This is a genomic window from Pseudomonas sp. GW823-FHT02C02 (assembly GCF_058797635.1).
Map to the genome: position 1 here is coordinate 100,541 of NZ_JBXAJV010000020.1, position 15,425 is coordinate 115,965.

The 15,425-nt window shown below is 58.9% G+C and carries 7 protein-coding genes; 3 read left to right on the forward strand and 4 right to left on the reverse strand.

Translation table 11 applies throughout. From position 1 onward, the window contains the following. Positions 1–64: 64 nt before the first annotated feature. From AC1ROI_RS28415 to AC1ROI_RS28425, 3 genes are all read right to left on the reverse strand, one after another. The gene (locus tag AC1ROI_RS28415) at positions 65–1,504 is read right to left on the reverse strand and encodes a UbiA family prenyltransferase (RefSeq protein WP_102594183.1); all 1,440 of its coding nucleotides are present in this window, start codon (positions 1,502–1,504) and stop codon (positions 65–67) included. 26 nt (positions 1,505–1,530) lie between these two features. After that, entirely contained in the window at positions 1,531–1,905 is a 375-nt protein-coding gene (locus AC1ROI_RS28420; RefSeq protein WP_083375832.1) for a GtrA family protein, read from the reverse strand. Between the two features lie 119 nt (positions 1,906–2,024). After that, complete coding sequence (locus tag AC1ROI_RS28425) at positions 2,025–3,530, reverse strand: glucosyltransferase domain-containing protein (RefSeq protein WP_077749814.1); 1,506 nt, start codon at positions 3,528–3,530, stop codon at positions 2,025–2,027. Positions 3,531–3,779: 249 nt separating this feature from the next. Between AC1ROI_RS28425 and AC1ROI_RS28430 the strand changes: the two genes are divergently transcribed. Next, positions 3,780–4,907 (forward strand): OpgC family protein, encoded by a 1,128-nt coding sequence (locus AC1ROI_RS28430; protein ID WP_102594184.1) that lies wholly within the window; start codon positions 3,780–3,782, stop codon positions 4,905–4,907. Positions 4,908–5,018: 111 nt separating this feature from the next. Here AC1ROI_RS28430 and AC1ROI_RS28435 read toward each other — a convergent pair whose 3' ends face one another. Further along, on the reverse strand, positions 5,019–6,440 hold the full coding sequence (locus AC1ROI_RS28435; RefSeq protein WP_102594185.1) for an amino acid permease: 1,422 nt from the start codon (positions 6,438–6,440) through the stop codon (positions 5,019–5,021). 615 nt (positions 6,441–7,055) lie between these two features. Here AC1ROI_RS28435 and AC1ROI_RS28440 point away from each other — a divergent pair. Together AC1ROI_RS28440 and AC1ROI_RS28445 are read left to right on the forward strand one after the other, a co-directional pair. After that, the gene (locus tag AC1ROI_RS28440; RefSeq protein ID WP_102594186.1) at positions 7,056–10,172 is read left to right on the forward strand and encodes a transglycosylase domain-containing protein; all 3,117 of its coding nucleotides are present in this window, start codon (positions 7,056–7,058) and stop codon (positions 10,170–10,172) included. 150 nt (positions 10,173–10,322) lie between these two features. Then, positions 10,323–15,395, forward strand: a complete 5,073-nt coding sequence (locus AC1ROI_RS28445) for an NEL-type E3 ubiquitin ligase domain-containing protein (RefSeq protein WP_102594187.1) — start codon at positions 10,323–10,325, stop codon at positions 15,393–15,395. Positions 15,396–15,425 lie beyond the last annotated feature (30 nt).

Consider the following 15,425-nt stretch of genomic DNA (forward strand, 5'->3'; position numbering starts at 1 on the left):
GAACCGGCATCGGTAAAAATGGAAACCGCCGCCGAGCAAGCGCGCATACGCCCAAAGCAGCGCTTCATGCCGCTAACCAGAAAATCAGGCCAAACATCGCGCCCATCGCCAGACTCAGGCGATCCCTAAGCGCAAAGATCACAGGGTCGTCGTTCATCCTGCCGCGATGAGTCAGCATCCAGATACGGGTGATCCAGAACAGCAACAATGGACAGGCGAACCAGATCATCCGCGGAAAGGCATAGAGCGCGATTGTGGCGTTGTCATGGATGTACAACGCAAGAACCATCACCGACAGGTATCCCGACGCGGCCCCTAATGAGGAAAGCATCGCCAGGTCGGCAGGATAGTAATCACGGCCACCGGTTTTCCCGGTAATGCCATTACGCAGTGCCGCCTGGAGTTCGGCATAACGCTTGACCAGTGCCAGGCTCAAAAACATGAACATCGAAAACGCCAGCATCCAGACCGTCAGCTCCAGTTCGAGCGCCGCACCGCCGGCAATGATCCGCAGGGTATAAAGCAAGGCCAGAGCAATCACATCCAACGCCATGATCCGTTTCAACACCAGCGAATAGATCAGCGTCAACACGTAGTAAGTGGCCAGTACGGCGGCAAACTGCCGGGGCAGCCACCACCAGGCGCCAGCAAAAGAGATAAACAATAAACAGGGGAATGCGACCAGGCCGGACTTGATCGACAACCGTCCACTGGCAAAGGGTCGATTGCGTTTGCTCGGATGTCTTCGATCATGCTCCAGGTCCAGCAGGTCATTCAGAACATACACCCCGGAGGCGCATAACCCGAAAAATACGAAAGCCAACAAACTGTGCAAGAGCAGGAGCGGATTGCTGATCTGATGCGCGGCCAGCAGCGGTACAAATATCAGGGCATTTTTCGCCCATTGATGAATGCGAATCGCCTTGTACCAATCCCTGAAATTCGTCGCGCCTGAACGAACCACTTCAACGACGTTGTCCAGACTCTCGATGGCCAGCCCGACGCCTGGCAGAGGATTGACGACATAGGCCCGTTCTGCCGAACGCCATATCGGCAGATCATCAAGAGCATTGCCAACGTAATCAAAACCGCTCTCACCGTACAACGCGACCAGCAAATCACGCTTGTGCGTGCCCGATAGATTGCACTCCAGGCTCGTAGCCAGGACGTCATCAAACACCTTCAAGTGCTCGGCGATACGCATCGCCAGTAAATGATGACTGGCTGTGGCCAACACAATTATCCGCCCTTGCTTGCGCTGCTCCTCGATCATGGCCAGCACTTCAGGATCGAAGGGCAGCAAGGTGACGTCGATATCCGTCGCCTCGGCCAACTGTTCTTTCAAAAACGCTTTGCCGCGACATAGCCAAACCAGAGGTTTCAAGCAGTGCCAGGGATTGCTACGAACAAAAGCCATGGCGCTTTCGAACAGAAGATCGGACCTTAGGAGTGTTCCATCCAGATCGACAACAAACGGTCGGGGCGGCACGGTGAGTCGATTCATTGGGTGCGCCGCGCGCTGAAAACCGTTTACGCTTCGCGCTCGCCATACAGGACAAATCTCGAAAAAAAGAGCCCGCAGATCAGACTCAACAGCGAGAACGACCCTACGGTCACCAGCCCGTGGATTTTCCAGACATCAGCGTAATGTCCGACGACGAAACTCATGCCCCCCATGAAAAACACATACAGCAGATAACGAAGTACCGACGCCCCGGCCTCAAACGTGTAGAGCGCATGCACATAGAATGAGAACGTCGCGGCCACACAAAACGCCGAAAAATTACTGGCGGCCTGACTCAGGTCGGCCGCGATGGTGAGTACGTAAAATATCTGCCAATGGATCAACGTATTGGCTACGCCAACAACCGCATACGTGGAGAACTCTTTCCATAAGGCTTTCATGTTCGGTCCTTGAACTGTCGTTGTTTCAGGTGCGGCTCAAACCTAAAGTCGAGGACAGGTGCGCGTCTACTGTAAGAACTAACAGGTAGCGCGGCATTCCAGACCAATGGTCACGGGGTTCACCACTGGAGAGAGCGGACCCGGGCGGGTTCTTTCATGACAATAAAGCCGTAGTCCCCCAGCAGATAAATCCGATAAAACAGACTGTCCACCAGCGGTGGATACCCCTGATAACCCACCAGCGTCGCGTTACGCCGTTCCTTTTCCCTGACCACATTAGTGATACCTGTTTTCGGCAGATTTTCCGCGAGCATGTAGAAATCGATGTTCAACAAGTAATGCAAAACCGGCATCTGCTTGAACGACCCGGCGGCCCCCACCAGCCAGTGATCGGAGTACGTCACCGACATATAAATGCGCTTGGCTTCGCGCAACGCCGGGCGCGAAGCAATGTCGGCACTCAAGGCGTACAGCGCATTCGTCGCGAAGGTTTTTTGTAACGTCAGCACCCGTCCATACGCGAAGGAAAGCGAAAGCATCGCCAACAATGGAACCAGCAACAGCAGCGGCAGCTTTCCGTGCACCGACGCCAGCGCCAGATGGCTCAGGTAGAACAGCAATACGAGCACGACAGCAAAGCCCATCAAGGTGCGGGCGCCTTCATTGAAGTCGCGGAAAAACAATGAGACGCCCGGCACCAGCACCATCAGGACGGGCAAGATCAACAGGCACAGCAGGCCGATCATGGTTTTGTTCAGCCCAGTACCGGCACGCTCCAGCACGCGCTGTCCCACGCGCACGGCACCGAACAGGGCGCACAGCAACAGCGCGGCGAATACCCAGGCAAAGCCGCCATGGAACAGCAGCACGATTTTTTCCAGCACCCAGCCCGCGCTGGTTTCAATTTGCTGCAACGGCGCTGCTGCCCCGTTCAACAATGAGGTGCGCTTCTGAGTCATGAAGGAATAGGCGGTGGCGTAATAGATCAGCCCTGCCAGACCCACCTGTACAACTTTGCAGCCGATCAATCGCCACCACGCAGGCCATGCCAATGGGTCGTCCGTGCGCCGCAGCAACTCCATACAACACAGACCGAGAAACACATTAAAGCTGACCTGATAAAGCCCGATGGCCAAGGCGATCAGCGCGGCCGGTATCAGCAGGTGCTGAACGCGAGAAGGGCTTTGAAAGGTGATCGCGTAGATCACCGCCACCAGGCTGAGCGCCATGCTCGGTCCGTCGTATTGGTACGACAGGTTTTGCAGGAAGAACGGGTTGTACCAAAGCGGCAGCACCACCAGGCAATGGGCGAACGTCGGTTCGGGGAAATAGTGAAACGTCAGCCGGGTCAGGGCCCAGCTCATCGCCAGCGTGGCGATCAACAGCGGCAGCGGGAAGATGTTCGGCGCGGCGCCGCTGAAGGTCAGCAGGTTGTAGAACCACTGCGCGAACAGCCGGCCGTCCTCCGCCCAGCCGGTACCCGCGGCCAGGGCACGCCAGTTGTCATCGATGTAGGGATAATCCGCGAGGATCAGCGGCAGGATGTACACCAGCGTCGCGAAAAGAAACAACAACCAGACTTGGCGGCCGGTGAGTTCTTTGTCGAGCCATTCGCTGATCTGCATGCCGGCGCCTCAAGGGAATTCCGCCTTCAATCAATAAAGCTTTGAACCTCGACGGTCGTCAGAGATCGCCGACCTGCGTGTCTTTTAGACAGGCGGTTGTCGCCTCGGCAGTGCACAGAGACACTCCGTAATATCCGCACTTTGCAATTGCCGCCGAATCCCTGCACCCTGCGCGCCGCCAATGTACAGCGCGCAACCTTTTGTGTCGCCGGCGCTCCTACTTCAAACCCCGTTCCAGAGCCCGCAGCCATGACGACTGAACGCGATCACCGGATCGACTTTTTCCGAGGCCTGGCGCTGATCTTCATTTTTTGGGATCACGTGCCCCACAACCCGCTGGGTCAAATCACTCTGCGTAACGTCGGCTTCAGCGATGCCGCCGAAGTCTTCGTGTTTCTCGCCGGTTACGCGGCGGTCCTGGCCTACGGCAAGATCCTGGCCCGCGACGGTTACCTGATTGCCTGCGTGAAAATCCTGCGCCGCGCCTGGGTGCTGTATGTGGTGCATATTTTCCTGCTGGCAATGCTGATGGGCATCGTGTTCTTCGCCAACAGCCATGTGGAGACCCGAGATCTGGTGGAGGAGATGGGCATGCACCACTTCATCAGCAATCCGCAGCAAGCCTTGATCGATGAGTTGCTGTTGCGCTTCAAACCGAACCTGATGGACCCATTGCCGCTCTACATCGTGCTGCTGGCCGGTTTGCCGCTGGTTCTGCCGATATTTGTGCGCAAACCATGGGTGGTGGTGGCGATGTCGTTTGCGGTGTACCTGACGGTGCCGTTGTTCGGCTGGAATCTGGCGGCCATCAAGGACGGCGTGTGGTACTTCAACCCCGTCGCCTGGCAACTGTTGTTTGTACTCGGCGGTGCCGCTGCGATTCACACGCAGCGCCCACGCTTGCCCGACAGGCGCCCGTTGCTGCGCCAGCCATTGTTTGTGAGTGCGGCGTTATACGCAGGCGTCGCCGGTGTACTGACCGTATTGTGGCGGTGGCCGCAACTGCATGATGCGATGGTACCGACCAGCCTGAGCAATCTGTTGTACCCGATCAGCAAGACCGACCTGTCGCCGGTGCGACTGCTGCACTTCCTGGCGCTGGCGTATGTCACGGCGAAACTGTTGCCGGACACTGGCTGGACGCAGAACTGGCTGGCCCGGCAATGCAGTCGCATGGGCCGTTATTCGCTGGAAGTGTTCTGCCTCGGGGTGTTGCTCGCGCCGCTGGCAGACATGATCAATGCCCTGACCGACGATGCGTTTGCCATGCAAATCTTCACCGCGCTGGTGGGTGCAGGATTGATGGGGTTGTTGGGGGTTTGGCTGGATTTCAACAAGCGCCTGACCGCACCGATTCAACCGGTCGCCGTCCGTTAAGAAACACCGCACCTTTGTGGCGAGCCAGCTCGCTCGCCACCGGAGATTTCGTCAGCCAATAAAAAGGCCCCGGCCAATGGACCGGGGCTTTTGCGTTTCAGGCGTTACGACTTACGCAGCCGAACGCACCGCACCTTGCGACACATTGGTCGGTTGCAGCTTGAACACGTAGAACAACACCGTCAGCAGCACCAGGAACGCCGGGCCGACGTACAGCGCCACGCGGGTTTCCGGGAAGTAAGCCATCAGGCCGACCACCAACATCAGGAACGCCAGCGCCAGGTACGAGCTGACCGGGTACAGCCACATCTTGTATTTCAGACCGGCACGTTCGCTGGCACTCAGGCCTTTGCGGAATTTGAGCTGGGCCAGCAGGATCATCACCCAGGTCCAGATCGCGCCGAAAGTGGCAATCGCCGTCACCCAGACGAAGACTTTTTCCGGGACCATGTAGTTGAGCAGCACGCCCAGCAACAGCACGAAGATCGACAACAGCAACGCGCGACGGGGCACGCCGTTGCTCGATGTCGTGGCAAAACCGGCCGGGGCCTGGCCATTCTGCGCCAGGCTGTAAAGCATGCGCCCGGTGCTGAAGATGCCACCATTGCAGGACGACAGCGCTGCGGTGATTACCACAAAGTTGATGATGCCGGCCGCGGTCTTGATCCCCAGGCGTTCGAACGTCATCACGAACGGACTGCCCTGGGTGCCGATTTCGTTCCACGGGTAGATCGACAGGATCACGAACAACGCACCGACGTAGAACAGCAGAATCCGCCAGAACACCGAGCCGATCGCGTTGGGAATGGTCTTCTGCGGGTTCTTCGCTTCACCGGCGGTCAGGCCGATCATCTCGACACCGAGGTAGGCGAACATCACCATCTGCAGCGACATCAATACGCCTTGCACGCCGTTGGGCATGAAGCCGCCGTGGGCCCAGAGATTGGAAATCCCCAGCGCCACGCCGTCATTGCCGAAACCGAACGCGATCACGCCGATACCGCCGATCACCATCGCAATGATGGTGACGATCTTGATCAGGGCGAACCAGAACTCGAATTCACCGAAGGCTTTCACCGCGATCAGGTTGATCGAACCCATGCTGATCAACGCGGCGAGTGCCCAGATCCAGCGCGGCACATCGGGGAACCAGACGCCCATGTACACCGCCACGGCGGTGATTTCCGCGACACAGGTCACCAGCCACAGGAACCAGTAATTCCAGCCTGTCAGGAAGCCCGCCAAGGGGCCGAGGTAGTCTTGAGCGTAACGGCTGAAGGAGCCGGCGACCGGGTTGTGCACGGCCATCTCACCGAGGGCGCGCATGATCACCAGGATCGCCAGACCGCCGATGATGTAGGACAGCATGATGGCGGGGCCGGCCATTTCGATGGCCTTGGCCGAACCGAGGAACAGACCGACGCCGATACACGCTCCGAGCGCCATCAAGCGGATATGCCGTTCGCCGAGTTCGCGTTTAAGCGGGCCGCCCTGAGCGGTCTCGCCATGGGGCAGATGATTGCCGACTGGCATAGGGGTACAACCTCGTCTTGTTATTGGATATGACCACCGAGTAACAAAGCGCTGACCGGTAAGCCATTGCTTCTGAGAAACCGGGCCTGCTTCGTGAGCAAACCCGTCTTGCAGGACAACACCGGCAAGATCAGCGGGGCGTGCAGTATAAAAAGCTTCGTACAGGGTTTTTCACTCTATAAACCACAACATTCAGCCAGAACTCTCGGGAAAAGCCCGGTTAGCGGAGGGGCATTACCTGACTTTTGTAGGATCTTTCACCAACTGAAACGCCGCCGAGTATTGCACAGCATTGGTGCATCGTCATGCCCCTGGGCGGGCCTTATTTGCTATTCGACGTGTCTAGGAAGGGCATTTCAGGCAGGCACTAGCCTGTGGCGAGGGAGCTTGCTCCCGCTCGGCTGCGCAGCAGTCGCAAAACCGGTGATCGCGGTTCTGCTGAAAGACCGAGATGGCAAATTCGGGTCTGCTTCGCAGCCCAGCGGGAGCAAGCTCCCTCGCCACAGGGAATGGGGAATATTTGAGATCTGTGCGTCCACAATTTCTTCACCATCGCCAACCACCGACTAAGCTTCAGACAAGTCAGATCAATCTGCGTGAATGGATCAGTCGACTATGGGCGCGTTATGGCAAACCGATACGAGTAAAACTGTGGTCCCGACTGAACGTGTGGATGAAGCGCCTATTCCTGAAAAACCCCCTGGCAGTCGCACAAAGCATGGCTGGGGGGCGTTTTGGTTGTTGCTGATTATTATCCTGATTGTCTTGGGGCTTGCCGCTGCCAAGGAAATGCGTACCTCGAAGTTTCAATCCCGCGAGGTCAGCAAATTCGCCGCCTCCCTGAGTTACGAAATGAAACCCGGCCCCAGCGACGCGATTCGTTATCCAGGCGCAGGCCCTTTCGACTTGCGTCTGGGCTACAGCTCGCTGGGTGAGTTTCTGCCGCGATTGCTCAAGCGTGACTACGTTATTGCGTCGCAAACCCGCTTCTCTGAAAAGCTGATGAACTACACCGACAAGGGCTTTTTCGTGCCTTACGCGGAGAAAATACAGGCTGGACTGTCGATCACCGATTGCCGTGCGGCGCCGCTGTACCAGTACAAATACCCCCAACAACTGTATTCAAGCTTTGAGTCGATTCCGCCCGTGGTGGTCAGCAGCCTGCTGTTTATTGAAAACCGCTTTTTGCTCGATCCTCGTCAGCCCCTGGCCAACCCCGCCGTGGACTGGCCACGGTTCGGCATGGCGATCTGGTCCCAGGTTGCCAAGCTGCTGCATATACCAGGGCAGTCGGCGGGCGGCAGTACGCTGGCGACGCAACTGGAGAAATACCGGCACTCGCCCGATGGCCTGACGGTGTCAGGCGCGGAAAAGATCCGGCAGATGATTTCCGCCACCGTGCGTGCTTATCAAGCGGGGCCGGAAACCTTGCAGGTCCGGCAAAATGTGGTGCGCGATTACCTCAATAGCGTGCCGCTGTCGGCGGTACCGGGACACGGTGAAGTGCATGGCATGGCCGAAGGGTTGCGCGTCTGGTACGGCGCCGACTTCAACAAGGCCAACGAACGGCTGGCCAGCACCGACACGGACCCCAAGAGCATGGCCGAAAAAGGCCTGGCGCTGCGTGAAATGCTCTCGCTGATGATCGCCCAGCGCCGCCCTTCTCATTACCTGACCAAGGGTCATGATGAACTGGCCGACCTCACCGACAGCCACATCCGCCTGCTGGCGGCGAATGGCGTGATCGACGCACCCTTCGCCGCCGCCGCCCTGGCCAGCCAGGTGACCTACCGCGACTGGCAGACCCAACCGACCATCCAGCCGATTGAAACCAACAAAGGCATCAGCGTGGCGCGCAGCCGTCTGGGCGGGTTGCTCAATCGTCCGCTGTACGATCTCGACCGCCTCGACCTTTCCGCCACCAGCACCCTGCAAGGTGAATTGCAAAGCCAGGCTACCGAGTATCTCAAGCGCCTGGCCGACCCGGCGTTCGCCACACAAATCGGGCTGATGGGCGAACGCTTGCTCACCCCCACCAGCACCACTCAGGTGCGCTACAGCTTCACATTGTTTGAGCTGACACCGGACGGCGCGCGTGTGCGGGTACAGACCGACAGCACCGACCAGCCGTTCGACATCAATGAAGGCAGCAAGCTGGAACTGGGCTCTACCGCGAAAATGCGCGTGCTCACCACCTACCTGCAAATCATGGCCGAGCTGCACGATAAATATGCCGAAATGACCGTCCCGGAACTGAAGAAAGTCGACATCCCGGATCAGGATCGCCTGAGCCGCTGGGCCATCGACTACCTGATTGAGAACAAGGACCGCAACCTGCCGGCCATGCTCGGTGCCGCGCTGGATCGTAAATATTCGGCCAGCCCCGGCGAAGCGTTTTTTACCGGAGGCGGGCTGCACACCTTCGTCAACTTCCGCAAGGAAGACAACGGTCGCATTCCGACCCTGCGTGATGCGTTGCGTGAGTCGATCAACCTGCCGTTCATTCGCCTGATGCGTGACCTGGTGCGCTACACCACGTACTCCGGCCCCAACAACAGCGCCGAATTGCTCAAGGACGATCGCGACCCGCGGCGTCAGGAATACCTGGCCAGTTTCGCCGACCGCGAAGGGACTTCGTTCCTGCTCAAGTTCTGGAAGAAATACAAAAACAAGGACACCCAGGCGCGACTCGACACCTTTCTGGACAGCATGCGTCCGACGCCGATTCGCCTGGCGGCGGTGCACCGCTATTTGCTGCCGCAGGCCAGCCAGGAAAGCTTCAATGCCTTCGTGCGGGCACACCTCAAAGGCGCCAAGCTCACCGAAAAACTCACCGACGAACGCCTGCAACGGCTCTACGAAAATTACAGCCCCGGCGCCTACGACTTGCCGGATCAGGGTTTCATCGCCAAGGTTCACCCGCTGGACCTGTGGCTCATGGGCTACCTGCTGAACAACCCGGATGCCAAGTGGAGCCAGATCGTCAAAGCCAGCCAGTTCGAGCGTCAGGAAGTCTACAGTTGGCTGTTCAAGAGTCGTCACAAGGGCGCCCGCGACAGCCGTATTCGCACCATGCTGGAAATCGAAGCGTTCCTCGACATTCATCAGCGCTGGCAGAAAGTCGGTTACCCGTTCGATCACCTGGTACCGTCGCTGGCCACCGCCATCGGCAGTTCCGGCGATCGCCCGGCCGCCTTGGGCGAGTTGATCGGCACCATCCTCAACGACGGTGTGCGCATGCCGACACTGCGCATCGACACCCTGCATTTCGCGGCGAACACCCCGTACGAAACCAAACTGATCAATGACCCGGTCGCCGGCAAACGGGTGATGCCGTCCGAAGTGGCCACGGCCATGCGCGAGGCGTTGTCGCAGGTTGTGGATGCCGGTACGGCCAAACGGGTGTCCGGCAGTTTCATCACCCCCGATGGCAAACCCCTGGCGATGGGCGGCAAGACCGGGACCGGGGATAACCGCATCGAAGCCATTGGTTCCGGCGGGCGGATTCTGAGTTCGAAGTCGATCAACCGCACCGCCACTTTCGTGTTCTATATCGGTGATAGCCACTTCGGTACGTTGACTGCCTTCGTGCCCGGGCGCACCGCCGAGGCCTTCAAGTTCACCTCGGCGCTGCCCGTGCAAGTGCTCAAAGGCATGGCACCGATTCTCACGCCCTATCTGCAACCGGGTGCGCATACACAATGCCTGCCGGTGGAGGTCGCACGGCGCTGAAAAAAGGCGGTAATTACCTATTTTCGGCATTGGTAATTCCAATGTTTATGGGCGGCTGACACTGATTAAGCAGCGGTAATTCAGGCTTTTACTTTGAGCCTCGGGCGTTAGGCTGGTCATTCCACTTAACGCTCAAGGTTTATTAAAAGCATGACTGACTTACACGGACGTATATCAGCGCGACCGACACGGGGGGCGGATGACAATAAAGGTCGCCACTACGATTTCATCAAAAGCCGTATCCACCCCACGTTCAAGGACGCGTCACTGCGACGGATCCGGGAACTGAGCCTCACGCAAACGGCTTCAGGGTATTGGGTACAGAGCACCAAGGGTTTCGATCACACCCCGCTACAACACGCCAACCTCGAACTCTGGTCCGCTCAAAACACTGTCGACCGGGTCATGGACAAGATCCAAGGCGTTTACGAATTCGCCGAACCGTTGCTGACCAGGGCGTTGCTGGAACAGTTCGGTGTCGACGTCGATGTAAAGACCACTTACCTGCACCTTTATCTACCCAAACAGCTCCCCTGGTATGCCAGCAACCTCAACGGCGTGGTGACCCGCACCGTTTCGCTGCTGGACGCGGCCTTGCATAACTTCGCGAGCCGCGAAACCTGCGAGGCGGACTCGAACTTCATCAGCCAGCCCGATGCCCGCGGGCATTTCGACACCCTGGCGATCAAACGCAAAATGTCCATCGCCCAGTTCCAGACCCTGTGTCGCACGCTGGACATTGGCGCGCGCTACACGAAATACCTCGAAGAACAATTGCGGCCCAGGGATGGCCTCGCCCAAGTGGTTTTGAAACACAAGATCATCGAGAACGAGAAAGCCGCGTTTAAAGCGGCCGCTCAGCTGGCCGTCCTGAAGGGCGACATCGACGCCGATGCCGGTGACCTGATCCTGATGATGCTCGATGGCCAGCGCAACCTCACCCGCAAAGGCCGAATCATGCAGTTCGCCAAACTGTCCATGCTCGACAGCCTGCTGACCGGCATCGTCTTGATTACGCCGGATCTGAACCGGGTCCATAAGGTAGTGCCGATCTTCGCGTATGTCCCACAAGACCCCGAGCACCCGCTGAAAGAGTACCCCTCGACCCTCGCGCTGATGAAAGAGCTGACGCGTCAGCTGCGCGACAACGCTGTCATCTCCTCCACCGGCATGACCTACCAGCAATTCTTCAGCCGGTTCGTCGATCAATCCGATCGGGGGCATTTTTTCGGCGGGTTGCAACAACGCCTGTTCCAAGTGAAATGGCATCGCAAAGAGCCGCTTGACCCGAGGCCGAGCTGGCGCGAAGAGGCTATCACTGCCCCTCGTCTGCAGTTCAACACCGCACCGATCAGCGGCGAACTGTGGCAGTACCTGTTCGAGCAAAAGCTCAACAAGGTCCTCAATGACGCCCGTCACATCGCCGTGTCCACCGCCGATGCCGATACCCATGCACGATGGGCCTGGTGGGAGAACTTCAAGAAAATCGTCTCGGACATCTTCAACATCGCCCTGATGGTCGTCACGCCGTTCGTGCCCGGACTGGGCCAGCTGATGATGGGCTACATGGCTTATCAGATGGCCAGCGACGCCATCGAAGGCCTCGTCGACATGACCCTGGGACTGTGGACTGAAGCCACCGAACACATTGTCGGCCTGGTCACCGATGTTCTTCAGCTGGAAGCGTTCGCCGCCGGTGCGCAGATCGGTGCGCTGGCACGCCTGAAACTGTCGCCGCTGATCGAAGGCATGAAACCGGTCACCCTGCCCAATGGCGAACCCCGGCTGTGGCACCCCGACCTCAAACCTTATGAATGGCCGGATGTGCAGTTATCGCCGGACTCCAGACCTGACGCGCTGGGGCTGCACGCTCACGAGGGCGAGGCTGTTCTGCCGCTGGATGACAAGCACTACGCCGTGCAAAAGGATCCGCAAACCGGCAACTACCGGGTCAAACACCCGCATCGCGACAATGCTTACCTGCCCGAGTTGAAACACAACGGCCTCGGCGCCTGGACCCATGAAGCCGAGAACCCGCGAGCCTGGAATCGTCCGACGTTGATGCGCCGTCTCGGCCACACCGTGGAGGGCTTCAGCGACGCGGAACTCGAAGCCGTTCGCATCGCCAGCGGTACCGACGACGGTGCGCTGCGCCGGATGTACGTCGACAACACGGCCCCGCCACCGTTACTCGACGACAGCCTCACCCGCTTGAACATCCAGCGCCAGACCCGCCAGGCCATCGAGAGGATTCGTTCAGGCCAGCCTCTGGATCCCTCCTCCTACTGGTTTGAACCGCTGGCGACTTACCTGGACGGCTGGCCCGCGGACAAAGCCCTGAAGGTCTACGAAAACGCCGACATGAGCGGCCGGTTCCGCCAGTACGGCAATGCCGATGCGACGGCCGAACAGACCCTGTCCACCAGTTTGTCCAACCTCATGAGCGAGCAATTTGCGCCAGACCTTGTCGAGTTTCTCAACGAAGAAGAACTGCACGCCGTGCTCGGTCGGTCCACCGCCCAACGTGAACGGGTGCAAGCCTTGCGCAATCGACTGGCGGACGAAGCCGATCGGCTGACCCCAGACATCATCAATCAGCTTTACCAAGGGGCCCAGGCGTTCGACGATCCGCCGCTGCGACTCATGCGCCACACCTTTCCCGAGTTACCGTCCCGTGCCGCCGCGACGCTGCTGAACACCACTGACGCTGCCGACCTCAAGCGCATGACCCAAACGCAACGACTGCCCTTGAGCCTCAAGAGCCGCGCCCGTGAGGCGGCCTTCGAAGCCCGGACCAACCACGCCTATGAAGGCTTCCAGGACGGCGCGCAGTGGGTGGCGCAAACCGAAAGCCTGGTGCTGAACGCCTTGAGGATTCATACCGACACGTTCGCGCAATTGCGCATCGAGGTTCGTGAAGGCAACGATGCCGGTCCCTTGCGTAGCCGTGTAGGGGCCGAAGACGCGTCGATGGTCCGGGTGCTGGTCAAGGACGATGGCAACCGGTTCGAAGTCTGGGACGGTGACAACCGAAAACTGCACGACGCCACTGACTTTTACGAAGCCGTTCTCAACGCCCTGCCGAAAAACAAACTGGCGCAGTTGGGTTATCGGCCAGGCCAGGGGGGGTTCTTCAAGCAATGGGTGATGGCCAAGACCGAGACACCGGCGCAGCGCCGCACGGCGCTCGCCGCCCCGCCGATCCGTCCGCTGGCTGACCATGAAGACATGATCCTGTTGCGCGGTCCCGGCTTCTCCACAGTCGCCCCCACGCTCACCCAACGGGTGCAGGACATTTACCCTCACTTCAACGACCGCGAGGTCAATACCTTCGTTCGATCCCTCGGTTCGCAGGAGCAAGGGCACCAGACACTGACCCGACTGGACCGCGAACTGGACGACCTGCGAGTACTGTTGAATCGCTGGCGCTACCAGCAGCCGGATAACTGGGGGCCGGATCAGCGCGGGTTCGTCAACAGTGGCGGGTTGCACATTGCCGAACGCTTTATCGACTGTTTCAAACGCAAGCCCACGGTCTTTGGTGAACGCAGCATCACGGCCGACGGCGGGTATGCGCTGGACCTGTCCACAGAGTTCCAGGTGCTCGACCTCGAACGCTGGTGGAAGGAACTGCCGGATATCAAACGCTACCTCGATCAGATCAGCACCTTGAATCTGGACCGCACGACCTTTTCCGAAACCACCTCCGGCCTCTTGGGCGCCTTCCCTCATCTGCGACAACTGAGCGCCCGTAGCTGCGGCCTGACGCGACTTCCCGACACCATCGGCAAGATGCACCACCTGCGCACGTTGCGACTGATGAACAACGACATCACGTTGACCCCCTCCGCTGTCGAGCAACTGCGAAATCTGACCCGCCTGGAAACCCTCAGGCTCGATGACAACGCGAAGCTGGGCCTGCTTCCGGACGTCGGACGCATGCCCAGGCTGAGAATCCTGAGCTTGAGCAACACGGGCGCTACCACCTGGCCCGACGGCCTGTTCGGGCCCTCCAACAAACGTCGACCGCGCGGCTTCTTTCTGGATATGCAGGAGAACCCGATCAGGGTCATTCCGAAAGTCGTGCCCGGCTCGGAAGATGCCTTCCTCCTGGCCCGGACCCGCTTGTACGAAGAGCAGCTCTCGGACGCCAACCTGATCACCTTCAAGGCGTATCGACGGTCAGTCGGCCTCGCGCCCGAGCAGGTCTACATCGACGCGGCGCGTGACGCGATAGAACTGTGGCCGATGCAAGACGATTCGGTCTGGTGGAGTGCCGAGGTCTCAGGGTTGGGGACCTTCCGCGAGGAAGCCTGGCACGAATTGATGACCGAGCCCGGCGCCAAGGATTTCTTTGCATTGATCCAGAAGCAGACCCGTTCGGCCGATTACAAGGCCGGTGGTGAATTGCGCCAACAACTCAGCAGCCGGGTATGGCGCATGATTGAAGCCATCGACCTGGACACCGAGCTGCGCAAGGATCTGTTCGAAATGGCCAGGGCGCCTACCACCTGTGCCGATGCCGGGGCCCAGGTGTTCAACCACATGGGCATCAAGGTGCTCGCCTCCGAAGCCTATGCCTTGTCGACGTCCAACGCCGTGCTTGAAAGCAAACTGGTGAACCTGGCCAGAGGTGCCGCTCGCCTCGCGCGCGTGGATGACATTGCCCGTGCCGATTTCGGCAGCCGCCCGGGCAATCCGGATGAGGTCGAGGTGTACCTTGCCTACGAAACCGGCCTGGCTCAACGCCTCGGTTTACCGTGGCAATCGGAGACGATGCTGTTTCGCACCATCGCCGGTGTGAACACCAAAACCATCGACACCGCCTTCGAGACGGTGATGTCGATGGAGGCCGGCGATGGGTTGGTCAACGACATGATCGAACAGCCGTTCTGGCAGAAATACCTGCAGGACACTTATCCGAACGAATTCCGGCGCAATACCCGGTTTTACGAAACCAAGAGCGACTTGCTCGATGAGTTACGCGAAGTCCAACACACCTGGGCCAGTTCCAAGGGCCAGCAAATTGCACAACGACGCGCCCTCAAACAGCGTCTGCAAGACCTCGCCCGGCGCCTGAATATCGATGACAGTGTGGTGTTGACGGACCAGGACATGACCGATGAGGTCTACGGCCAATTGCTGCACGACATGGGTTACGAAGAAAAAGAGCTGAGCAGAAAACTCACCCGCGCAGCGCTGCAAAAAGACGCACAGTCGTAATCGGCAACCCCTGATGCATCGGGTGATGTA

Bases quoted from the DNA above. Each gene is read 5' to 3' on its own strand.
- AC1ROI_RS28430 (WP_102594184.1), top strand. From the start codon at position 3,780: ATGACGACTGAACGCGATCACCGGATCGACTTTTTCCGAGGCCTGGCG.
- AC1ROI_RS28420 (WP_083375832.1), bottom strand. From the start codon at position 1,905: ATGAAAGCCTTATGGAAAGAGTTCTCCACGTATGCGGTTGTTGGCGTA.
- AC1ROI_RS28415 (WP_102594183.1), bottom strand. From the start codon at position 1,504: ATGAATCGACTCACCGTGCCGCCCCGACCGTTTGTTGTCGATCTGGAT.
- AC1ROI_RS28445 (WP_102594187.1), top strand. From the start codon at position 10,323: ATGACTGACTTACACGGACGTATATCAGCGCGACCGACACGGGGGGCG.
- AC1ROI_RS28425 (WP_077749814.1), bottom strand. From the start codon at position 3,530: ATGCAGATCAGCGAATGGCTCGACAAAGAACTCACCGGCCGCCAAGTC.
- AC1ROI_RS28440 (WP_102594186.1), top strand. From the start codon at position 7,056: ATGGGCGCGTTATGGCAAACCGATACGAGTAAAACTGTGGTCCCGACT.
- AC1ROI_RS28435 (WP_102594185.1), bottom strand. From the start codon at position 6,440: ATGCCAGTCGGCAATCATCTGCCCCATGGCGAGACCGCTCAGGGCGGC.